Here is a 20546-nt window from a genome sequence, read left to right as displayed (position 1 = left end):
ACCGTGACCGACGAGCACCCCGACCGCACCAGGCTTCCCCTCGACGTCGACACCTCGGCCCGCCCGATTCGGCCGGTGTCGGCCGGGCGCGGCGCCCCGAACGTGGTCGTCGTGCTGATCGACGACATGGGATTCGGCGCCTCGTCGCCGTACGGCGGCCCGTGCGAGATGCCCACCGCCCAGCGGCTCGCCGACGAGGGGCTGCGCTACAGCCGGTTCCACGTCACGTCGCTCTGCAGCCCGACCCGGCAGGCGCTGATGACCGGCCGCAACCACCACTCGGTCGGGATGGGCGTGACCAGCGAGATGTCGACGCCGGAGCCCGGCTACCACGGCTACCGTCCCGCGAGCGCGGCGACCATCGCGCAGATCCTCGGCGGCAACGGCTACTGCACCGCGGCCGTCGGCAAGTGGCACCAGACCCCGCCCGTGGAGGTCAGCCCGTCCGGGCCGTTCCAGCGCTGGCCCATGGGGGAGGGCTTCGACTACTTCTACGGCTTCATGGGCGCGGAGATGAACCACTGGTACCCGCAGCTCTACCAGGGCCGTTACGCCGTCGAGCCGGACAAGCTGCCCGAGGACGGCTACCACCTGTCCGAGGACCTCGTCGAGAAGGCGATCTCCTGGATCGAGAACCAGCAGGCGATCACCCCCGAGCGGCCGTTCTTCACCTACGTCGCCTTCGGCGCGACCCACGCCCCGTTCCACGTCGCGGCGGAGTGGCGCGACAAGTACGCCGGACGCTTCGACGTCGGCTGGGACGCGCAGCGCGAGGCGACCCTCGCCCGGCAGAAGGAGCTCGGCCTCGTGCCGGAGACGACCGAGCTCGCCCCGTGGGCCGAGGGTGTCCCCCACTGGGACGACCTCGACGAGATCGAGCAGCGGGTGGCGGCCCGCTTCATGGAGACCTACGCCGGGTTCGCCGAGCACACCGACGCCCAGGTCGGCCGGCTGGTCGACGCGTTGGAGGACATGGGCGTCCTCGACGACACGCTGATCTTCTACCTGCTCGGCGACAACGGGGCCTCCGGCGAGGGCGGGCCGCGCGGCACGTTCCGCGAGCATCTCGTCGGCCACGGCATCCAGGACGAGACCGCCGACATGGCGGCCCGGCTCGACACGCTGGGCGACCCCTCGACGTACGCCATCTACCCAGTCGGGTGGGCACTCGCGATGAACACGCCGTACCCCTGGACCAAGCAGCTCGCCCACCTCGGAGGCACGCGGGACGGGATGATCGTCCGCTGGGGCAACGGGATCCAGGCCAGGGGCGAGGTCCGCCACCAGTGGCACCACGTGATCGACGTGGTCCCGACGATCCTGGAGGCGGCGGGGCTCCCCGCCCCGGAGATGTACGGCGGGGTGGCGCAGCAGCCGATCGAGGGGACCAGCCTCGCCTACTCGTTCGACGACCCGGCAGCGCCGGACCGCCGAACCACGCAGTACTTCGAGATGATCGGCAACCGCGGCGTCTACCACGAGGGCTGGACGGCGGTGACCCGTCACGGCATCCCCTGGGAGATGGTACACACCTCCGACCGCCCCTTCGAGCAGGACCGTTGGGAGCTCTACGACCACGGCGCCGACTGGAGCCAGGCCCGCGACCTGGCGGCCGAGCACCCCGAGCGGCTCGCCGACCTCCAGCGCATCTTCGACAGGGAGGCCGAGAAGCACCACGTCTTCCCGCTCGACGACCGGGTCACCGAACGGGAGAACCCCGACGTCGCCGGCCGGCTCGATCTCCACCTGGGCCGGTCCTCGCTGTCGTTCGGACCGCGGGTCGGCCGGCTGACCGAGGAGGCCGCCCCGAACGTGAAGAACCGCTCGCACGCCATCACCGCCGACCTCGAGGTCGTCACGGGCACCGACGGCGTGGTCGTGGCGCAGGGCGGCCGGTTCGGCGGTTGGTCGCTGTACGTCGTCAACGGCGTCCCGCACTACGCCTACAACTACCTCGGTCGCGACCTCACCGTCGTGCGCGGCGGCAAGCCGATGGCGCCCGGCCGGCACGACCTCGTCGTCCGCTTCACCTACGACGGCGGCCCTCCGGGCAGCGGGGCCGACGTGTCGCTCGAGGTGGACGGGGCCGTCGTCGGCACCGGTCGGATCCCGGTGACCACGGCGTACTACTTCTCCTTCGACGAGACCTTCAACGTCGGCGTCGACCGGGGGACGCCGGTGGTGGACGACTACCTGCCGGTGCGCAACGCGTTCGAGGGACTGATCCACCGGGTCCGGTTCGACCTCGACGAGGTGGCCGACCCCGGCAGTGACGACGACCGCGAGCACCAGGTGATGGTCCACCAATGAGCGGGTGCTGCACCCCCTCGGGTCGGGACGACGCGGCGCCACCCGCGGCAGCGGTGACCGGTCGCCGGGACGGCGACTCGTGGGACGGGCTGGTGCGGCTCGCCGGCGGCGTGACCCGGGTCGGCAGCGACGACCCCGACCACCCGGAGGAATGGCCGGTCCGGACGGTCGAGCTGGCGCCGTACGCCATCGGCCGGTGCGCCGTGACGAACGCCGAGTTCGCGGCCTTCGTCGCGGCCACCGGGCACCGCACGGAGCCCGAGCGGTTCGGCTGGTCGTTCGTCTTCGGAGGGCTGCTGCCCGACGACTTCCCGCCGACCCGCGGCGTCGCCGCCGCACCGTGGTGGCGGGAGGTGCACGGCGCCGACTGGGCCCATCCGGAGGGCCCGCAGTCCGACCTGGCCGACCGGTCCGGTCACCCGGTGGTGCACGTGTCGCGGCGCGACGCCGAGGCGTACGCCGCCTGGTGGGGCGGCCGGCTGCCGACCGAGGCCGAGTGGGAGCACGCCGCGCGGGGTGGACTCGTCGACCAGCCCTTCCCCTGGGGCTCGGAGCTGAAGCCGGGCGGTGAGCACCGGATGAATGTCTGGCAGGGGACGTTCCCCGGTGAGGACACCGGCGACGACGGCTGGCGGGGCACCTGTCCGGCGGACGCGTTCCCGGCCAACGAGCACGGCCTGCACAACGTGACGGGCAACGTGTGGGAGTGGTGCTCGGGCAGCTGGGCGGAGGTGGACCCGAGCGGCGTCAGCCGGGGCGGGTCCTACCTGTGCCACGCGTCGTACTGCCGTCGGTACCGAGTGTCGGGCCGGCAGGCGCACGCCGTCGACTCGACGGCGGGCAACTTGGGGTTCCGGGTGGCGGCCGACCTGTGACGGTCAGCCCGTCGCCGCCGTGCCCTCCAGCGTGAGCGCGAGCGCGCCGCCCAACGGAGCCACGCCACGCCGGCGCCGAGCAGCCCCAGCACGACGAGGATCGCGGCCAGCGCGGCCTGGAGACCGGTGGGTCCGTCGAGCTCGACCGCGTCGAGCGCCACGCCGCCGGCCGTAGACCCAGGCGGGCCAGGCGGTGGCCCGCGAGGGAACGTCGTCCGGGGGGCTCGCGGGAACCACCGCCCGAGCCTAGCGACCGGGCCCGGTCACGGCCGTCAGGCCGCGAGGAGCGCGTGGGGCGGGTGGGTCGGCGGCTCGGGCTCGTGGTCCACCACGGGCGCCACCGCAGCCGGGCGGGCACGCCGGGCGCGCAGCGTCGTGAAGGCGGAGTGCGCGGCGATGGCGGTCCAGAGCAGGTTCGAGCCGACGCTGGGCCAGGCGCCGTACACGGCGCTGGCGGTGCCGGCGAGCAGGCCGGCCAGGCCGTTCAGGGCGGAGTAGCGCAGCGACATCGCGTCCCAGTGCCCGCGACTTAGCAGGACGTAGGCGGCGATGCCGCCGATCGTCCCGATCCACCCCAGTGCTGCCGCGATCATTTCCGTCTTCCTCGTCGTCCTCATTCGGCCGACCGTCGGCCCGACGAGCGAATCCTGTAGGTTCCAAGGGGGTAAGCGCAATTGCACTTCTGGACATTCCGGGTTTAGCGTTGCTAAAATGCGCATCGACCCCAGCCGACTTCGCTTCCTGCTCGCCGTCGCGCGGTACGGCGGCGTGCTGGCCGCCGCCGACGAGCTCGAGGTGACCGCCTCCGCCGTGTCCCAGCAGCTGGCCAAGCTCGAGCGCGAGACGGGCTACGCGCTGCTGCGCCGGGTGCCGTCCGGCAGCGTGCTGACACCGGCCGGACTGGCCCTGGCCGAGGCGGCCGAGGACGTCGAGCGCGCGCTGGCCGTGGCCCGGTCCCGGCTGGCAGAGACGTCGGAGGAGGTGAGCGGCTCGGTCCGGATCGGCGGCTTCCAGTCGTTCCTCGCCACGGTCCTGGCACCGGCCCTGCCCGAGTGGCGCGAGCGCTACCCGGCGCTCCGGTTCGGGACGGTGGAGGCGGAGGAGGCCGACCTGATGCGGGGCCTCCGGGCCGGTGTGCTCGACGCGATCGCCGTCGAGCTCGACACCGGGGAGAGCCACCCACCTTCACGCGGCACCACCGACGTACCGCTCCTCGACGAGCCGTGGAAGCTGGTGGTCCCCGCAGGGGCCCTGCTGACCTCCGACGTCATCGACCTGAGCCGACTCGGGATGCCGTGGCTCGGCCTGGACGCCTCCGCCGCGAGCGCCAAGGCCAACCGACGCGTGCGTCGTGAGCTCGGCGGCGCGGAGTCGACGGAGCACACGTTCTTCAGCTACCAGAACGCGCTCGCGCTCGTGGCCGCCGGCGAAGGGGTGACACTGGCCCCGGCGCTCGCACTCGAGACCCTCCCGACCACGGGCGTCGACATCCTCGACATCCCCGGCCTCGGCATGCGCCGCGTCGTCCTTCGCCACCTCACGCGCAACCGCAGCTCCAGCCCCACCCTGGCCACGGCCACGGCTCTGATCCGCGAGGCTGCGGCGGCGTTCTCGTACGAGTCGTCGGGCATGTGAGCGTGGTGGGGACACGGTCTGGCGGTGGCGAGCCCACCTCACGACGACGCACGACCGCTCGACCCACCCCGACAATGTGCAACAGCCCGGACCCTGAGATGGGTCCGGGCTGTCTGGGATCTCTTGCGAGTACACGTGGTGGAGCTGAGGGGATTCGAACCCCTGACCTTCTCATTGCGAACGAGACGCGCTACCAACTGCGCCACAGCCCCATGCGCCTCACGGCGCGACGCCAAGATACACGAGCGTTCTGCGGCCCACCCAATCGCCCCAGATGGACTTCCACCCGTACGAGTGGAACTTCATCGGCACCCCAGCGTGGAGACCAGCGACCGGCCCTGGACTTCCACGCGTGCGCGTGGAAGTTCAGGCAGCGGAGACGCGGCACGCCGAGGGCAGGCCGGGCGGCACAGGAGCGAGGACTCAGGCGCCGCTGGCGCGCCGGGTCTCGCGGTCGGTCTCCTCGGCCTCGCGGGCGGCCCGCGCGGACTGCTCGGCGGAGCGGGCGAGGGCGGAGTCCTCGTCGTTGCGGCCGCTGGACCAGACACCGGTGGAGTCGAGGTCGATGGTGGAGACCGTACGTCGCGCTGCTGCCGGCTTGCCGACATAGGTCGGGAGCGTGGTCGGCACCATGTCCCACCCGCCGACGACGGGGATCTCGCCGGTCACCACCGCCGGGAGGTCGGCGGCCGGGGAGGACTCCGACGGCTCGGGAGCCACGGGCACGGCCGGGACGCGCGGCTGGGGCGGGGTGACGGGCAGCTCGCCGGTGACGTCGTCGCGCTCCTCCTCGACCAGCGGCGGCAGGCCGATCTCGATCGCGGCGCGGGCGGCGCGCTGGCGGCGCTCGGCGCGCACGGAGACCCGGCAGGCGACCAGCCAGGCGACCAGCACCGCGACGGGCGCCGCGACCCACGGCCAGGTGATGACGGACGCCGCGGCCAGGCCGATCACGACGGCATTGGCCAGCAGGACGAGGGCGAGGACGTTGCGGCGGCGCCTGGCAGCCCGACGCGCGGCGGCACGCTCGGCCGCGGGCGACGGGCGCGCCGTACGGGCGACCGGCACGGTGACCTCGCGGGTCACGGTGGTGGTCACGGACGCGCTGACCGTCTCGGTGACGGCGCTGGTCTGCTCGGGCTGCACGTGGGCCTTGGTCTCCACCGGCGGGCGCCGGGAGGCGCGGATCGGCGAGACGACGAGGCGCGCGTTGCGCCGGTCGACGGGCTCGCGGCGCGCGAGGACCCGCATGGTGTGGGAGAACTTGTCGACGGAACGGCTGCGGACGACCTCGTCGTGGTGCTTGAGGGCCTTGGGGATCAGGTAGACGGCCCACGCCACGGCAAGGGCGACGAAGATGAGAGCGCTCAGGTCCACGTCCGAAGCGTAGGAGCGTGGAGCGTAACCGGGGCGGATGTCAAGTGGTGTGTCGCAGAACTACTGGTGTGACTGGTGTGTCGAGAGCCGCGCGAGGACCCCTTCGGGCGCTTCCTCGGCGGTGACGGCGAAGATCCGGTGGTCTCGCCACGCGCCGTCGATGTGCAGGAAGCGCGGGGCGTACCCGACCTGCTCGAGGCCGAGCTTCTCCACGACCCGCAGCGAGTTGGTGTTCTCGGGGCGGACGCAGATCTCCACACGGTGCAGCCGCACCGGGCCGAGGCAGTGGTCGATCACCATTCCCACCGCGCGGGGCGCGACCCCGCGCCCCGCGACGTCGGCGGACACCCAGTAGCCGATCGACGCCCACTGCGCCGACCCGCGCGCGACGTTGCTCACCGTCACCTGGCCGGAGAAGCGTCCCTCGACCTCGATCACGAACGGCAGGCAGAGGCCCTGCCGGGCCTGCTGCAGCAGCGAGCGGGTGACCACCTTGTAGGACGACGGACGTGGCGCTGCTCCCGGCGGGACCGTCGCGTCCCACGGGCGCAGCCAGTCGTGATTGCGCGCCCGCACGGCCTGCCACTCGTCGGCGTCGGCGCGCCGGAGCGCGCGGACCACGACGCCCTCCGACTCCAGGCGGGCGGGCCAGCCCGGCGCGTCGCCGGACAAGGCGTTCAGTGGTCGCTCCCGACGACCTGCTCGACGGCGTGGCGCACGACCGGCTCGAGCACACCGAGGCCGTCCTTCACGCCACCGCGGGACCCGGGGAGGTTGACCACGAGGCAGTCCCCGACGAGGCCGGCGAGGCCGCGCGAGAGCATCGCCGTCGGCACACCCTTGGTGACCCCGGCGGCGCGGATCGCCTCGGCGATGCCGGGCACCTCGCGGTCGAGAAGCGCCGCGGTCGCCTCGGGAGTGCGATCGGTCGGCGTCAGCCCCGTGCCGCCGGTGGTGAGGACCAGGCGCGCCCCGGCCGCCACGGCGGCGGCGATCGCCTCGCGGACCGGGTCACCGTCGGGCACGACCGCCGGCTCGCCGCAGTCGAACCCCTGCCCGCGCAGCCAGTCGGCGATCAGCGGGCCGGTCTCGTCCGCGTACGTCCCTGCCGCGGCGCGGTTGGACGCGACGACGACGGCCGCGGGAAGGCTCATCGTGCCCAGTCCCCTGAGCGCCCGCCGGTCTTGGTCTCGACCCGGATGTCGGTGATCACGGCGGCCTTGTCGACGGCCTTGACCATGTCGACGACGGTGAGCGCGGCGACCGAGACGGCGGTCAGCGCCTCCATCTCCACGCCGGTGCGGTCGGTGGTGCGCACCGTGGCGGTGATGTCGACGGAGTCGTCGGTGACCTCGAGGTCGACCGTCACGCCCGAGATCGCGAGCGGGTGGCACAGCGGGACCAGGGCGGGCGTCTGCTTGGCCCCCATGATCCCGGCGACCCGGGCCACGGCGAGCGCGTCGCCCTTGGGCACGCCCTCGCCGCGCAGCAGCTCGACCACGGTCGGGCTCACGAGCACGCGACCGGTGGCGGACGCCGTACGGGCCGTGACGGGCTTGTCGCCGACGTCGACCATGCGCGCGGCGCCGGTGTCGTCGACGTGGGTGAGCCGGGCGTCGCCGGCCTGGTCGGGGGAGGCCATCAGAACTCCTCGTCGAGCCTGCGGATCGCGACCATCTCCCCGGCGGCGATCGCGGTGGTGTCGGCCGGCACCTCGATGAGGCAGTTGGCGGTCGCGAGGTCGCCGATGAGGTGCGAGCCGTGGCCGCCGACCGGCGAGACGAAGGTGCCGCCGCGGTCGGTCTCGTAGAGCCCGCGCACCAGCTGCACCTTGCCCTCGGGCGAGGACAGCCCGTGGGTGAGCCGCGCGCGGCCGGTGGGGCGTACGTAGGGGAGCTTGCCCATCATCCGGCGGATCGCGGGCAGCACGAACATCTCGAACGAGACGTAGGACGAGACCGGGTTGCCCGGCAGGGTGAAGACCGGGGTGTCGTCCTCGCCGATCGTGCCGAACCCCTGCGGCTTGCCCGGCTGCATGCCGACCCCGCCGAACCACATCGACCCGTGGTGCGACAGCGACTCCTTGACGACGTCGAAGTCGCCCTCGCTCACTCCCCCGCTCGTGACGACGAGGTCGGCGCGGACGAGCTGGTCGCTCAGCGCCTCGGTGAAGGCGTGGGCCTCGTCGGGCACGATCCCGACGCGGTAGGCGATGGCGCCGGCGGCCCGGGCGGCCGCGGCCAGCAGGTAGGAGTTGCCGTCGTAGATCGAGTCGTGGCCCAGCGGCGTGCCGGGGTCGCGGAGCTCGGACCCGGTGGAGATCACCACGACGCGCGGGCGCGGACGGGTGCGTACGGTCGCCCGGCCGACCGCGGCGAGCATGCCGAGGTGGCGGGGGCCGAGGACGGTGCCCTCCTCGAGCAGCATGTCGCCCTCGGCGATGTCGTCGCCGGTGGGCCGGATGTGCTGGCCGGGCTTCGCGGCCCGGTCGATGCGGACGCGGGCAACACCCCGGTCGGTCCACTCGTAGGGGACGACCGTGGTCGCGCCCGCCGGCACGGGTGCGCCGGTCATGATCTTGACGGCCGTGCCGGGCGAGAGCGCGAGGATCGACGACTGGCCGGCCCCGATCTCGCCGACGACCGGCAGGGTCACGGGCTCGTCGGCGGTGGCGGCGGCGACGTCCTCGGCGACCACGGCGTAGCCGTCCATCGCGGAGTTGTCGAAGCTGGGCAGCGAGATCGGCGCCACGACGTCCTCGGCCAGCGCGAGGCCGAGCGCCTCCATGAGGGGCTGTGGGAACGCCTGGAGCGGGGAGACCGTGGCGAGGATGCGCTCGACGTAGTCGTCGACCGGCAGCAGGTCAGCCATCGGTGCCCTGGGCCGAGTCCTTGTCAGCGTCCTGCTCGCTCAGCACGGTGCCGCCCTCGATGCGCTGAGCCGCGGACGCCTGGAGCTTGACGTCGCCGATGACGCGGACGCCCTGCCCGAAGGTCCAGTCGCCGCCGACGGTGAACGAGTCGGCCTCGCGCAGCGACGGCGCGCCCTCGGGGAAGCGCTTGTCGAAGTCGCCGACCAGCTTGTAGAAGTCGCCGTCGAGGGACACGTAGGGCACGTCGTCGCCGGCCTGGTCGAGCACGAAGTCCTTGCCGATGTCATAGACGTCGGAACGCAGCACCAGCAGGTCGTCGGTGGTCTTCACCGGGACGAACCGGTCGCGGCCCACCTCGATCGTGCGGGCGCCCTCGAAGACCTCGATCGCGGCGCCCATCGCGGTCTCGATCTGGATGACCTCGGGCGTGCTGCTGTCGGCGGGGTCGAGGTGCTTGACGTTGCGGATGAGCGGCAGGCCGAGGATGCCCCCGCGGGCGTCGAGCGCGTCGACCATCGCCTGGATGTCGAACCACAGGTTGTTGGTCGAGCAGTAGCGGTGGCGGTCGAGGTCGCTCAGCGCCTCCTTGTCCGCGTCGAGGGTCTGCGCCGACTCGCGCAGCACGATGCGGCCGTCGGCCTTGCGCCGGGCGAAGTGCCCGCCCTTGCGGTCCGACGGCGTACGTCGTACCGCCTCGATCGCGAACGGCGCGCCGCTCTGCGCGAACCAGCCGGCCACCCGCGCGTCGGGCACCGCGCCGAGGTTGTCGGAGTTGGAGACGAAGACGTAGCGGTAGCCCGCCGCGAGCAGCTGCGTGAGCAAGCCCGTGCCGCGCAGCGCGGTGTAGATGTCGCCGTGGCCGGGCGGGCACCACTCGAGGTCGGGGGCCTTCGGGTACGCCGCGGGCAGCAGGTCGGCGACGAGGAGCTTGGGCTCCTTGTTCTGCAGGAACTCCAGCGGCAGCCCCTTGACCGCGAGGTCCTCGTAGCGGGCCAGCGCCGCCATGGTGTCGGCGGAGGTGCGGAAGGAGTTCATGAACATCAGCGGCAGCGGCGCGTCGTACTGCGTGCGCAGGTGCAGCACCTGGCGGGCGATGATGTCGAGGAAGCTCAGCCCCCGGCGCACGCACAGCAGCGACTTGGCGCGGTCCATGCCCATCGACGTGCCGAGTCCGCCGTTGAGCTTGATGACCGCGGTCGCGCGGATCGCCTCGGCGGCCACGTCCTCCGGCACGTCGACGTCGGCGATCGACTCCATGTCGAGCGGCTCGATCGAGTCCTCGGCGATCATCCCGGTCTCGCCGTGCTCGAGGAGTCGGTAGTAGTGCGCGAACGTGTCGATCGCGACCTCGTCCACCCCTGCCTGCCGCATCTTCTCGCGCGCGAGTGCGAGACCCTGGGGGTTGCCCTTGCTTGCCATGCTTCGATCGTAGGCTGCTCGGGTGGGAGCAGGACACTCGCCGGCCAAGACGGCCCTCCGCGACCAGGTGCGCGCGGCGCGCAGGCGCCGTCCGCTCGACGCCGCGGCGCGGTTCGCGGGCGACGTCGCGGGGGTCGCCCTGGCATGGCCACCGGTCCGCGACGCCGCCACCGTCGCGGCGTACGTGTCGGTCGGCAGCGAGCCGGGCACCGGCGCGCTGCTCGATGCCCTCGTCGCCGCCGGCAAGCGCGTGCTCCTGCCCGTGGTGCTGCCCGACCTCGACCTCGACTGGGCGGTGTACGACGGCCCCGCCGCCCTCGCCACGGCGTCGCGTGGGCTCTACGAGCCGACCGGCCCGCGGCTGGGCCGCGACGCGATCCGCACCGCCGACGTGGTCCTCGTGCCGGGCCTCGGTGTCTCGCCAGCCGGCGAGCGCCTCGGCCAGGGCGGCGGCTGCTACGACCGGGTGCTGCCCCGGGTCCCGGCCGGCACGCCCGTCGCGGTGGTGCTCTTCGACGACGAGGTCGGGGTGGCCGTGCCCGCGGAGCCGCACGACGTACGGGTCGGGTTCGCGCTGACTGCGGGCGGCGTCACCCCCTTGTCGCAACCACCGGTCACCCGGTGATCCCTCGGGTTCTCACCCGTTGCAACGGGTGAGAACCTCGGCAACCACCGGTGGACCGGTGGCTCCCGGGACGGGTGGTGCTCACTCCGCGGGCGTGAGCACCAGCCGGTGCTCCGCCCCCGCCTCGACGGCGTCGCGGGACCAGGCCCACGGGAGGGTCTGGCCGTCGACGAACAGCTCGGTCTGGTCGGAGTAGTGCGCGGACGCCGGGTGCCCCGACACGCCGGTGAGGTTGATCCACCGCGAGTCGTCCCACTCGGCGACCGAGACCACCATCCGCATCGACGGAGCCGCGGTCACCCCGTAGCCGTCGACGGCGTCCCACGAGGTGGCGTCGACGATCGAGGAGCCGCCGCCGACCTCCCAGCCGGTGCGGTTGAAGAGCCGCTCTACCGGCGCGACCCCGGACTCGCCGAGCGTCGCGTTGCGCAGGTCCATCCGGTGCAGCCGGCCCCACTCCCACAGCCTCGGGTCGCGGGACTGGCGCCGGGTCATCTCGTCGCGCGCGTCGATGAGGGCGGCGCGGAGGATGTCGTCGCGGGTCTCGACCCGGTCGTCGGTGGTCGCGTCGTCCCACCACGGCCCGGCGGGCTCGGTGAGCATCTCGCCGACCACGCGGAACCACCGGTCGCCTCCGTCGGGCCAGGTGCGCTGCCGCAGGTCGTCGTGGAAGGTCTTCTCCAGCAGGGTGCGCCACACGACGTTGAAGTACGCCGCCGCGGCGCTGTCGGCGGGCGAGGTGAAGTCCCAGCCGCGGAGCAGGTTCTGCGCGTTGCGGTAGTAGGGCGACGGCAGCCGCTCGACGTCGAGGAGGTAGGGCACGAGGGTCTCGGCCATCGGGTTCGCGGAGTCGAGCTGCAGCTCGGACATCTCCTCCACTGACAGCTCGCCCTCGGCCTCGAGCAGCTCACGGATCCGGGTCGAGCGGTAGCCGTAGTCCCAGTCCTCGGTGAGCAGGTAGGGGTACTCCTCGCCGATCACGGCCTGGTTGGCCGTCGCGATGAAGCCCTGGTCGGGGTCGAGCACGCTCGGCAGGCCGTCGAACGGGACGTAGTCGCCGGTCCAGTCGTTGGCGCTGACCCAGCCCTCGACCGGCATCGTGCCGTCGTTGCCGGCCCGGCGGATCGGGATCCGGCCGGGCGACTGGTAGCCGATGTGGCCCTCGCGGTCGGCGTACACCATGTTCTGCGCGGGCACGGAGAAGTCAGCGGCCGCCGCCCGGAACTCGTCCCAGTCGGAGGCGCGGTTCAGCGCGAGGATCGCGTCGGCGGTGGGCGCGGGGTCGAGCGCGGTCCAGGCGAGCGCGACGGCGTACCCGCTGCCCCGCTCCCCCGGCTCGTCGGTGGGGGCATTGGCGCCGACGGTGGCGAACTCCGACGAGACGTCGCTGATCAGGGGGCCGTGGACGGTCTCGCGCACGCGCAGCTCGACGTCGTCGTGGCCGCGCACCTCGATCGTCTCCGTACGCACCTGCATCGGCTCGGTCTCCCCGTCGCGCACGTAGCGGTCGTCGCCTGCGGTCTGCTCGAGGAAGAGGTCGGTCACGTCCGGGCCGAGGTTGGTGAAGCCCCAGGCGATGTCGGCGTTGTGGCCGATCACGACGCCCGGGACACCGGAGAAGGTGAAGCCCGAGGTGTCGAGGGTGCAGTCGGCCGTGATCTCCCGGCAGTGCAGCCCCATCTGCACCCAGATGCCGGGCTGGCTGATGCCGAGGTGCGGGTCGTTGGCGAGGATCGGCATCCCGGTGGCGCTGTGCTCCCCGTCGACGACCCACGAGTTGCTGCCGATGCCGCGTCCCTTGCCCATCAGCTCGGGCATCGCGTCGAGCCGGTCCTGCACGCGCTCGAGCGCGTCGACGACGCCCTGCGGGTACGCCGGGCGGCGCGGGTTGCGGGTGGCGTTGCCGGTCGCGTTCTGCTCGAACACCCCGTCCACGACGCCCCCGCCGGACACGATGGGCGGGTGCTCGTCGAAGGGGTAGGACGGCCACAGCGCGTCGATCTCTGCCTCGGTGTGGTCGAGCGACAGCAGCACCCGGTCGACCTCGGCGTCCATGTTGCCGCGCAGGTCCCACGCCATCGCCTTCAGCCAGGCGAGCGAGTCGACCGGCTGCCACTCCTCGGGCGTGTAGTCGAGACCGGTGAGGCCGAGCACGCTGTACTCCGTCGCGAGCTGCGACGGGCTGCGGTCGGCGAGGTAGGCGTTGACCCCTTCGGCGTACGCCGTGAGCGCGTCGCGGGTCGCCGGCTCCAACAGGGCCCACTCGCGCTCGGCAACCCGACGCCACCCCATCGTCCGGACGAAGCGGTCGGCCTCCAGCGTGTCGGGCCCGAAGATCTCGGACAGCCGGCCGGCGGTCACGTGGCGCCGGAAGTCCATCTCGAAGAAGCGGTCCTGCGCGTGCACGAAGCCCTGCGCGAACATCAGGTCGGCGTCGGTGTCGGCATAGACCTGCGCGATGCCGTGCTCGTCGCGCAGCACCTCCACCGACGCGGACAGGCCCGGCACCTCGATCTCTCCCGACACCTGCGGCAGCGGGCGGCGGACGACCACCACCACCGCGGCGGCGAGGACCAGGAGGACCAGCACCAGGCCCAGTGCGGTCCAGGCCGTCCAGCGCACCGCACGCGGTGCGCGCTTGAAGGTCTGCCACCGCGAGCCACGCGTGGGCTCGGCGGTGTCGGGCTCAGGGGTGGGTGCAGGCTCGCTCATGTCCTCCCCCATTGTGCCGTACCATTGGCAGTCGACGGGCCCGAGTGCCAGCGCGTCGCGCGCCCGGCTGATCTCCGCCCGATCCTGTGCCACCGTCGCTGTCAAAGGACCCACATGCCGACCTACCAGTACGCCTGCACCGAGTGCGGCCACTCCTTCGAGCAGTTCCAGAGCTTCAGCGAGGACGCGCTGACCGTCTGCCCCGAGTGCGACGGCAAGCTGCGCAAGCTGTTCAACGCCGTCGGCGTGGTGTTCAAGGGCTCGGGGTTCTACCGCACCGACAGCCGCTCCAGCACGTCGTCCTCGGACTCCGCCTCGAGCTCGAGCACCACGACGACGAGCACGTCCTCGTCGGCGGCCGCGGCGTCGTCCCCAGCCTCGACCTCCTCGTCCTCCGACTGACCGACCACCACTCGCTGGTTGAGGTGCGAGCGCGGCGAGCCTCGACACCACCCTGTGGAGAGGCCGAGCGGGAGGACGCCCGCCCGGCCTAGCGTCGGTGCATGTTCCCGGGACTCCCGCCGGCGCGCCGCCGGCTCCGAGCCGTACGCCACCAGCTGCGGCGCCGCCGCCGACCGGTCGCCGCGGCCCTGACGGCGCTCGCGGTGCTGAGCGCGCTGCACACGCTCGCTCCGGCGCCGCCGGCGACGGTCGAGGTTCTCGTCGCCGCCCGTGACCTGCCGTCCGGTGCACTGCTCGGCGACGACGACGTGGTGAGCCGCGCCTGGCCCGCTGACCTCGCGCCCACAGCCGCGGCCGCCTCGCCGACCGGGCGCGTCCTGGCCGCGCCGATCGCGAGGGGCGAGGTCGTGACCGACGTACGCCTCGTCGGCCCGCGCCTGGCGCTGGCCCAGCCCGGGGACACCGTGGTGCCGGTCCGGCTGCCCGACGCGGGCATGGCCGCACTGCTGCGCGCCGGGGACGAGGTCGATCTGCTGGCGACCGATCCCGGCACCGGATCGTCCACCGTCGTGGCCCGTGACGTCACCGTCCTGGCCACCCCGACCGGCATGCCGGACGGGCCAGCCGGCGGGGCCGGCGGGGCGCTCGTGGTGGTGGGCACGAGCGCCGGGGAGGCGGTGGGCATCGCCGGGGCGGCGCTGACACAGTTCCTGACGGTGTCCTGGAACCGCTAGCGTGAGGCGCGTTCACCCATCCGCGGCTCCTCGGGGCCCGACCACAGGGAGAGACACCATGAGTGGCTTCAAGGCATTCATCCTGAAGGGCAACCTGATCGAGATCGCCACCGGTCTGATCATGGCGCTGGCGTTCGCCTCTGTGGTGAGCACGTTCACCGCTTGGCTCACCGGTCTGCTGCCGGAGACCGACTCCCAGCTCTTCTCCACGGCCGAGCAGAGCTTCGGCGCGTTCCTGAACGCCGTGGTCTCGTTCCTGATCATGGCCGCGGTCGTCTATTTCTTCATCGTCATGCCCTACACCAAGGCCAAGGAGCGCTTCTTCCCGGCCGAGGAGCCCGGCACCCCCGCTGACGTCGCCCTGCTCGAGGAGATCCGCGACCTGCTCCGGGCCCGCGGCGGCGCCGTCTGAGCGCACGCCCCAGCCGGCCGTACGTCCTGGCGCGGCGCCATCCCCAGCCCCTCCGATAGTCCGCTGCGGAAAGCCGCCCGCGGGACCGCCGCCGCGGTTTTTCGCAGCGGACTATCGGGGGTTCTGTGGAGGGAGCGCGCGGCCGGCGTGGGAGGGCTCAGCCGTGGTGCGGCGGGACCTGCTCGCGGTACCAGCCGTCGCCCTTGCCGGCGCTGTCCTCGCGCGGGTCGCGGTCGTCAGCGGTCTGCTCAGGCACGGCGTCACCGAAGACCTCGGCGAGCCGACGCCGCCGCTGCCAGTCCGACTCGGCGCGCTCGTCCGGCGCGGGAGTACGCGGCGTGCTCATGCGCAGACGCCCGGGACGGGTTCCGGCTCCGTGGTCGCGGGAGCTTCGGGAGTGGCGGTCTCGGTGGGCGAGGCCGTCTCGGACGACGTTGCCGTCCCGGACGGGGTCTCCGACGCCGTCTCGGACGGCGTCTCGCCCGCGGTCTCGGTGGGGGACTGGGTGGGCGACTGGGCCTCGGACGACGTCTTGGGCGGCTCGGCGGTGACGGCGTTCCCGGACAGCAGGCGCGCCGGGATCTCCTTGTCCTCGTTGATGAGCTTCCAGATCCGGGTCGCGTCCTCGGTCCAGAAGACCCGCCCGCTGAACTCCGAGTCCGTGGAGTAGTACTCGGTCGGCAGCGTCACGAACTGCACCTTGTCGAGGCCGATGCTCTGAAGCTGCATCGCGATCTTGCCGATGCGGGTCACCGAGTCCAGCTCGGTGTCGGTGGTGAGCGAGCTGGTGGCGGCGTCGAGGAAGTTGACGACCTTGTCGAGGCGCGTGAGGGTGCCGGCCGACTTCACCTCGCGAACCAGTGCCGCGATGAAGGTCTGCTGGCGGCGGATGCGGGAGAGGTCGTTGCGCTGGGCCAGCTCGCCGACCGAGCGGGCCCGGACGTAGTCGAGCGCCTCGTCGCCGGTGAGCACCGACGGGTCGCCCGCCGGGACGAAGATCCCGTGCTCGCGGTCGACGAGGTCCTCCGGCACGCAGACGGGCACGCCGCCGACGGCGTCGACCATCTCGCCGAAGCCGTTGAAGTCCACGACCACGAAGTGGTCGACGAAGACGTTGGTGGTGGCCTCGAGCTGCGCGACCGTGCAGACCGGTCCGCCCTCGGTGTAGGCGGCGTTCCACATCACGTCGGTCGCCGCCGGCGAGTCGCCCTCGTTGCACTCGGGCCGGTCGACGATCGAGTCGCGCGGGATGGACACGGCGTACGCCCGCTCGCGGTCGGCGGAGAGGTGCACGAGGATGGTGGTGTCGGAACCACCGCCGCCACCCTCGCCGTCGATCGCGTTGCCCTCCCCCTCGCGGGTGTCCGAGCCCATCACCAGGATGTTGAGCGGCTCGCCGTTGCCCTTGTAGACCTTCTCGGGGCGGTCCTCGCCGAGCTCACCGAGCGAGATCCCCTCAATGTTGCCGTCGAGGTGGCGGATGAAGTAGATCGTGCTGAGGCCGGTGACGAGGGCGAGGACCACCGCGCTGATCAGGATCACGCGTCCGACGGTGTGCCGGCGGGCGACCTTGGCCCTGCGCTTGGGCGCGCTCGACGAAGGCTCCGGGCGCGACTCGTCGGACACGGGCTCACCTTCGACGGGGTGGGATGGACTGACCGGGACGGAATCTACTTCACATCGGCAAGTTTGCGGATCTCCGCGACACCGCCCGCTCACCGTCCTCACCGCCGGCGGGTGCGCGGCCGAGCACGACGTCGTGGCAGGATGCTGCCCGCTGCAGCACCTCGCGGTGACGCGGCACCGCCCCAGTAGCTCAGTGGATAGAGCAGCCGCCTCCTAAGCGAAAGGTCGCAAGTTCGACTCTTGCCTGGGGCACCACCACATGGTGTTTCACCGGTCACGCCGCACGTCGTAGGCAGTTCGGCGCCGGTCCGGCCGGATCGAGCGTGGGCAGCCGGACACGAAGCCCGAACTGCCTGCGTTCGTCGCCTCAGACGGTCTCGAACCTGATCCCGGCCTTCTGCAGCCGCGCGAGCAGCGCGTCGCCCATCGCCTGGGCGGGCGTCACCTGGCCCGCGGTCTCCGGGTTGTCGTCGAGCGCGAGGCACATCGCGGCCTCGGACAGCATCTTGGCGGTCTCGGTGTAGCCCGGGTCGCCGCCCGAGACGCGCGTACGGACGGTGCTGCCGCCGGCCTCGCCGACGAAGTCGACGGTGAACCACGACTTCTCCCGCTTCGCCGGGTCCGGCCCCGAGCCCTGCGGCACCGTGGAGAGCAGGAGGTCGCGCAGCGGCTTGAGCTGCGAGGCGACGGTCAGCGCACCGACCCCGACGGCGCCGCCCGCGGCGTAGCGCAGGGTCTTGGTGCCGGCCCAGTGCGAGTAGCGGAACTTCGGGCCGTACGCCTCGAGCGCCGCGCCGCTGCGCGCGACGACGATCGGGTCGATGGTCGGCAGCGGCAGGAGCCAGTAGCCGAGCACCGGGTCGCGGTGCGGCTTGCCGCCGATGGAGCGGGACGAGCGCCCCTCGGGCCGCACCTCCGCGCGGCGGCGGGCGGCGTACGTCTTCTTCATCTCCCGGGCCCGGGAGAACTGGTTGAGCGCAGAGTGGAACGTGCCGCCGGAGAACGTGCCGGCCGAGCGGACGACGCCACGCAGGGTGATCGGCTGGTCGGACGGGAGCTGCTGGACGGTGAAGTACGCGCCGAGGTCGTGCGGGATCGAGTCGAAGCCGCAAGCGTGGACGAGGCGAGCACCGGTGCGCAGCGCGGTCTGGTGGTGCTCGAGGAACATCCGGTCGACGAACTCCGGTTCGCCGGTGAGGTCGAGGTAGTCGGTGCCGGCCTCGGCGCACGCGGCGACGAGCGGGCCGCCGTGATCGAGGTAGGGGCCGATCGTGGTGGCGACCACCCGCGCGCGGCGGGCGACGTCGGAGAGGGCGCCCGCGTCGGAGGAGTCGGCGACCAGCACCTCGACGTCCGCGGCGCCCTGGTCGGCCAGGTGCTTGCGCACGGCCTCGAGCTTGTCGACGTTGCGCCCGGCGATCGCCCACCGCAGCCCGACCGGCGCGTGGGCGGCGAGGTAGTCGGCCGTGAGGCCGCCGGTGAAGCCGGTGGCGCCGAACAGCACGAGGTCGAGGTCACGGTCGCTCATCGCGCCATCGTGCCACGCGGAACCGCGACCCCGACCGCCCCGTCCCACCGCCATGCGAGCGCGCACGATCATCACGGGCATCACCGTCGGCACCAGCCTCGCCGCCGCCGTCGGCGTCGGCTACGCACTCGGCAGCCAGCCGGGCTCGTCGGGCCCCCCGACCGCCCCTCCGATCGCTCTCGCCAACTCCGACCTCGGCGTCGCCGCGAGCTGCGACGACCTGCTCGCGTCGTACGTCGACCGCGCGCTGGAGCAGGTCGGGCCGTACGGCTGGGGTGGCGGCACGGTCTTCGGCGCGATGGAGGGCGGCGACGCCGCTGGCGCCTCGGAGGCCGCCGGTGCACCGGACACCGCCCGCGCCGGCGTCAGCACCTCGCGCAGCACCAGCAACGAGTCGGGCACCAACGTCCAGGAGCTCGGCGTCGACGAGTCCGACGTCGTGAAGGTCGCCGGGAGCCTCCTGCTGCGGCTGCGTGACGGCGAGCTGCTCGCCTACGACGTCGCCGGCGACGAGCCGCGACTGCTGTCCACGACCCGGCTCGACGACGCCCGCGGCACGTCCGCGTGGGTCGGCGACCCCGGTGGCGAGCTGGTGCTCGTCGACGGCCGAGCGGTCGTCATCGGCACGTCCGACGACGGCCTGAGCAGCACGGTCACGACCGTCGACCTCGCCGACCCGACGTCGCCCACGGTCGTGGACGCGACCACGATCCGGGGCCGGGCGTCCGCCGTGCGCCTGCACGGCGACGTGGTCCGGGTGGTGCTCCAGAACGGCCTGCCCGAGCTCGACTTCTCCTTCCCCGACGGCGCCTTCGGCCAGCTGCGTGCGCGACTGCGCAACCGGGCGCTCGTGCGCGAGACGACGCTCGCCGACTGGCTGCCGACGGTCGACGGCACGCCGCTCGTCGACTGCGCCGACGTCGCGATCCCCGCCGACGACGAGATCGCCCTCGGCACGACGACCGTCCTGGCCGTCGACCCGGTGGACCCCGCGGCCCGGACCACGACCGCGGTGGCCACCGCCTCCGACGTCTCCTACTTCTCGACCGACCGGTTCTACCTCGCGGCGTCGGGACCCCAGTGGGGCTGGAACGACTGCATGGGGTGCCGTACGTCCTGGCCGGGGTCGAGCGGCACCACGCCCCTGTTCGCCTTCGCGCTCGACGGCGCGTCCACGACGTACGTCGCGTCGGGCGAGGTCGAGGGCACGATCGCCGACCGCTGGTCGATGGACGCCGTCGGCGGCTCCCTGCGGGTCGCGGTCGGACCCAGCAGCGAGACCGGCAACTTCAACTCCGTGCTGACGCTGCGCGAGGACGGGTCGGACCTCGTCGTGGACGGTCGCGTCGACCGGCTCGGCGTCGACGAGGAGATCAAGTCCGTGCGGTGGTTCGACGACCTCGCGATCGTGGTGACCTTCCGGCAGACCGATCCGCTCTACGCCGTCGACCTGTCCGACCCCGCCGCACCGGTGCTGCTCGGCGAGCTGAAGATCCCCGGCTTCTCCGAGTACCTCCACCCCCTCGGCGAGCAGCGCCTCATCGGGATGGGCCAGGACGCGTCGCTGCAGGGTGTCACCCGCGGCGCCCAGGCTGCTCTCTTCGACGTCACCGACCTGACCTCTCCGCGCCAGCTCGACGTCGTGCGCTACGACAAGGGCACGTACGCCGGCGCCGGCGCCGACCCGCGACAGTTCACCTGGCTCCCCGACCAGCGCGTCGCGCTGACCGTCGTCTCCGAGGGGTGGACCGGCACCACCGGGTGGGTCTCGGTGCTCTCGCTGGCCGACGGCTCGATGACCAACCGGATGGTCGAGGTCGAGCACGGCAGCGACGTCGCGGACGTACGCCTCGTGCCGCTCGCGTCGGGCAGGGTGGCGCTCGTGACCGGCGACGACGTGTCCTTCTTCGACGTCTGAGGTCCGTGGTTTCGACACGCTCGCTGCGCTCGCTGCTCAACCAGCGGACGAGCTCCGCCGCTGGTTGAGCAGGCGCGCCAGCGCCGTGTCGAAACCGAGGC

At 72.7% G+C, this 20546-nt stretch carries 19 protein-coding genes and 2 tRNA genes; 9 read left to right on the top strand and 12 right to left on the bottom strand.

The annotated features are described in order from the left end of the window. Positions 1 to 3 precede the first annotated feature (3 nt). Together EXE59_RS07430 and EXE59_RS07425 are read left to right on the top strand one after the other, a co-directional pair. Complete coding sequence (locus EXE59_RS07430; protein WP_135838336.1) at positions 4 to 2310, top strand: sulfatase-like hydrolase/transferase; 2307 nt, start codon at positions 4 to 6, stop codon at positions 2308 to 2310. After that, complete coding sequence (locus tag EXE59_RS07425; protein WP_135838335.1) at positions 2307 to 3185, top strand: formylglycine-generating enzyme family protein; 879 nt, start codon at positions 2307 to 2309, stop codon at positions 3183 to 3185. Before EXE59_RS07430 ends, EXE59_RS07425 begins: the two co-directional genes overlap by 4 nt. A 272-nt stretch (positions 3186 to 3457) precedes the next feature. Here EXE59_RS07425 and EXE59_RS07420 read toward each other — a convergent pair whose 3' ends face one another. After that, complete coding sequence (locus EXE59_RS07420) at positions 3458 to 3778, bottom strand: CBU_0592 family membrane protein (RefSeq protein ID WP_135838334.1); 321 nt, start codon at positions 3776 to 3778, stop codon at positions 3458 to 3460. 118 nt (positions 3779 to 3896) lie between these two features. Here EXE59_RS07420 and EXE59_RS07415 point away from each other — a divergent pair, with 118 nt between their 5' ends. Continuing rightward, positions 3897 to 4820: a LysR family transcriptional regulator gene (locus EXE59_RS07415; protein ID WP_135838333.1), complete on the top strand. Its 924-nt coding sequence runs from the start codon at positions 3897 to 3899 to the stop codon at positions 4818 to 4820. A gap of 136 nt (positions 4821 to 4956) precedes the next feature. Here EXE59_RS07415 and EXE59_RS07410 read toward each other — a convergent pair. The 7 genes from EXE59_RS07410 to EXE59_RS07380 all read right to left on the bottom strand — a co-directional run bounded on the left by EXE59_RS07410 (position 4957) and on the right by EXE59_RS07380 (position 10488). Further along, positions 4957 to 5032, bottom strand: a tRNA-Ala gene (locus EXE59_RS07410). Between the two features lie 211 nt (positions 5033 to 5243). Further along, the gene (sepX, locus tag EXE59_RS07405; protein ID WP_135838332.1) at positions 5244 to 6197 is read right to left on the bottom strand and encodes a divisome protein SepX/GlpR; all 954 of its coding nucleotides are present in this window, start codon (positions 6195 to 6197) and stop codon (positions 5244 to 5246) included. A gap of 60 nt (positions 6198 to 6257) precedes the next feature. Next, positions 6258 to 6869 (bottom strand): GNAT family N-acetyltransferase, encoded by a 612-nt coding sequence (locus tag EXE59_RS07400; RefSeq protein ID WP_210428921.1) that lies wholly within the window; start codon positions 6867 to 6869, stop codon positions 6258 to 6260. Between the two features lie 5 nt (positions 6870 to 6874). Then, the gene (locus EXE59_RS07395; protein ID WP_135838331.1) at positions 6875 to 7351 is read right to left on the bottom strand and encodes a MogA/MoaB family molybdenum cofactor biosynthesis protein; all 477 of its coding nucleotides are present in this window, start codon (positions 7349 to 7351) and stop codon (positions 6875 to 6877) included. Then, complete coding sequence (gene moaC, locus EXE59_RS07390; RefSeq protein WP_135838330.1) at positions 7348 to 7839, bottom strand: cyclic pyranopterin monophosphate synthase MoaC; 492 nt, start codon at positions 7837 to 7839, stop codon at positions 7348 to 7350. Before moaC ends, EXE59_RS07395 begins: the two co-directional genes overlap by 4 nt. After that, on the bottom strand, positions 7839 to 9068 hold the full coding sequence (glp, locus tag EXE59_RS07385; RefSeq protein ID WP_135838329.1) for a molybdotransferase-like divisome protein Glp: 1230 nt from the start codon (positions 9066 to 9068) through the stop codon (positions 7839 to 7841). The genes moaC and glp overlap by 1 nt, the downstream gene beginning before the upstream one ends. Beyond that, positions 9061 to 10488, bottom strand: a complete 1428-nt coding sequence (locus tag EXE59_RS07380) for a UTP--glucose-1-phosphate uridylyltransferase (protein WP_135838328.1) — start codon at positions 10486 to 10488, stop codon at positions 9061 to 9063. The genes glp and EXE59_RS07380 overlap by 8 nt, the downstream gene beginning before the upstream one ends. 22 nt (positions 10489 to 10510) lie before the next feature. Here EXE59_RS07380 and EXE59_RS07375 point away from each other — a divergent pair, with 22 nt between their 5' ends. After that, complete coding sequence (locus EXE59_RS07375; RefSeq protein WP_135838327.1) at positions 10511 to 11113, top strand: 5-formyltetrahydrofolate cyclo-ligase; 603 nt, start codon at positions 10511 to 10513, stop codon at positions 11111 to 11113. 81 nt (positions 11114 to 11194) lie between these two features. On the opposite strand, the gene EXE59_RS07370 is transcribed toward EXE59_RS07375, so the two are convergent. Beyond that, positions 11195 to 13825 (bottom strand): penicillin acylase family protein, encoded by a 2631-nt coding sequence (locus EXE59_RS07370; RefSeq protein ID WP_135838326.1) that lies wholly within the window; start codon positions 13823 to 13825, stop codon positions 11195 to 11197. A gap of 114 nt (positions 13826 to 13939) precedes the next feature. On the opposite strand from EXE59_RS07370, the gene EXE59_RS07365 reads away from it, so the two are divergent. From EXE59_RS07365 to EXE59_RS07355, 3 genes are all read left to right on the top strand, one after another. Then, on the top strand, positions 13940 to 14227 hold the full coding sequence (locus EXE59_RS07365) for an FmdB family zinc ribbon protein (protein WP_135838325.1): 288 nt from the start codon (positions 13940 to 13942) through the stop codon (positions 14225 to 14227). Between the two features lie 101 nt (positions 14228 to 14328). Next, positions 14329 to 14961, top strand: a complete 633-nt coding sequence (locus EXE59_RS07360) for an SAF domain-containing protein (protein ID WP_135838324.1) — start codon at positions 14329 to 14331, stop codon at positions 14959 to 14961. Between the two features lie 58 nt (positions 14962 to 15019). Then, complete coding sequence (locus EXE59_RS07355; RefSeq protein ID WP_135838323.1) at positions 15020 to 15373, top strand: MscL family protein; 354 nt, start codon at positions 15020 to 15022, stop codon at positions 15371 to 15373. Positions 15374 to 15530: 157 nt separating this feature from the next. Here the strand turns inward: EXE59_RS07355 and EXE59_RS07350 are convergent, their stop codons facing one another. Continuing rightward, positions 15531 to 15719, bottom strand: coding sequence for a hypothetical protein (locus EXE59_RS07350; protein ID WP_135838322.1), 189 nt, complete (start codon positions 15717 to 15719; stop codon positions 15531 to 15533). Continuing rightward, the gene (locus EXE59_RS07345; RefSeq protein ID WP_135838321.1) at positions 15716 to 16999 is read right to left on the bottom strand and encodes an LCP family protein; all 1284 of its coding nucleotides are present in this window, start codon (positions 16997 to 16999) and stop codon (positions 15716 to 15718) included. Before EXE59_RS07345 ends, EXE59_RS07350 begins: the two co-directional genes overlap by 4 nt. Before the next feature lie 179 nt (positions 17000 to 17178). Between EXE59_RS07345 and EXE59_RS07340 the strand changes: the two genes are divergently transcribed. Beyond that, positions 17179 to 17254: transfer RNA gene (locus EXE59_RS07340), tRNA-Arg, on the top strand. A gap of 112 nt (positions 17255 to 17366) precedes the next feature. Here EXE59_RS07340 and EXE59_RS07335 read toward each other — a convergent pair. Then, complete coding sequence (locus EXE59_RS07335) at positions 17367 to 18527, bottom strand: saccharopine dehydrogenase family protein (RefSeq protein ID WP_135838320.1); 1161 nt, start codon at positions 18525 to 18527, stop codon at positions 17367 to 17369. Positions 18528 to 18579: 52 nt separating this feature from the next. Here EXE59_RS07335 and EXE59_RS07330 point away from each other — a divergent pair, with 52 nt between their 5' ends. Beyond that, the gene (locus EXE59_RS07330; protein ID WP_135838319.1) at positions 18580 to 20445 is read left to right on the top strand and encodes a beta-propeller domain-containing protein; all 1866 of its coding nucleotides are present in this window, start codon (positions 18580 to 18582) and stop codon (positions 20443 to 20445) included. Positions 20446 to 20546: the final 101 nt, after the last annotated feature.

The organism is Nocardioides eburneiflavus (assembly GCF_004785795.1).
GTDB lineage: Bacteria > Actinomycetota > Actinomycetes > Propionibacteriales > Nocardioidaceae > Nocardioides > Nocardioides eburneiflavus.
Note: the sequence above shows the minus strand (reverse complement) of the source record. Positions and strands in the feature narration are given on the sequence as shown.

Excerpts from the sequence above, each read along its gene's own strand:
- EXE59_RS07425 (WP_135838335.1), top strand. The coding sequence starts at position 2,307 with ATGAGCGGGTGCTGCACCCCCTCGGGTCGGGACGACGCGGCGCCACCC.
- EXE59_RS07420 (WP_135838334.1), bottom strand. The coding sequence starts at position 3,778 with ATGATCGCGGCAGCACTGGGGTGGATCGGGACGATCGGCGGCATCGCC.
- EXE59_RS07415 (WP_135838333.1), top strand. The coding sequence starts at position 3,897 with ATGCGCATCGACCCCAGCCGACTTCGCTTCCTGCTCGCCGTCGCGCGG.
- EXE59_RS07395 (WP_135838331.1), bottom strand. The coding sequence starts at position 7,351 with ATGAGCCTTCCCGCGGCCGTCGTCGTCGCGTCCAACCGCGCCGCGGCA.
- moaC (WP_135838330.1), bottom strand. The coding sequence starts at position 7,839 with ATGGCCTCCCCCGACCAGGCCGGCGACGCCCGGCTCACCCACGTCGAC.
- glp (WP_135838329.1), bottom strand. The coding sequence starts at position 9,068 with ATGGCTGACCTGCTGCCGGTCGACGACTACGTCGAGCGCATCCTCGCC.
- EXE59_RS07380 (WP_135838328.1), bottom strand. The coding sequence starts at position 10,488 with ATGGCAAGCAAGGGCAACCCCCAGGGTCTCGCACTCGCGCGCGAGAAG.
- EXE59_RS07370 (WP_135838326.1), bottom strand. The coding sequence starts at position 13,825 with ATGAGCGAGCCTGCACCCACCCCTGAGCCCGACACCGCCGAGCCCACG.
- EXE59_RS07365 (WP_135838325.1), top strand. The coding sequence starts at position 13,940 with ATGCCGACCTACCAGTACGCCTGCACCGAGTGCGGCCACTCCTTCGAG.
- EXE59_RS07360 (WP_135838324.1), top strand. The coding sequence starts at position 14,329 with ATGTTCCCGGGACTCCCGCCGGCGCGCCGCCGGCTCCGAGCCGTACGC.
- EXE59_RS07355 (WP_135838323.1), top strand. The coding sequence starts at position 15,020 with ATGAGTGGCTTCAAGGCATTCATCCTGAAGGGCAACCTGATCGAGATC.
- EXE59_RS07350 (WP_135838322.1), bottom strand. The coding sequence starts at position 15,719 with ATGAGCACGCCGCGTACTCCCGCGCCGGACGAGCGCGCCGAGTCGGAC.
- EXE59_RS07335 (WP_135838320.1), bottom strand. The coding sequence starts at position 18,527 with ATGAGCGACCGTGACCTCGACCTCGTGCTGTTCGGCGCCACCGGCTTC.
- EXE59_RS07330 (WP_135838319.1), top strand. The coding sequence starts at position 18,580 with ATGCGAGCGCGCACGATCATCACGGGCATCACCGTCGGCACCAGCCTC.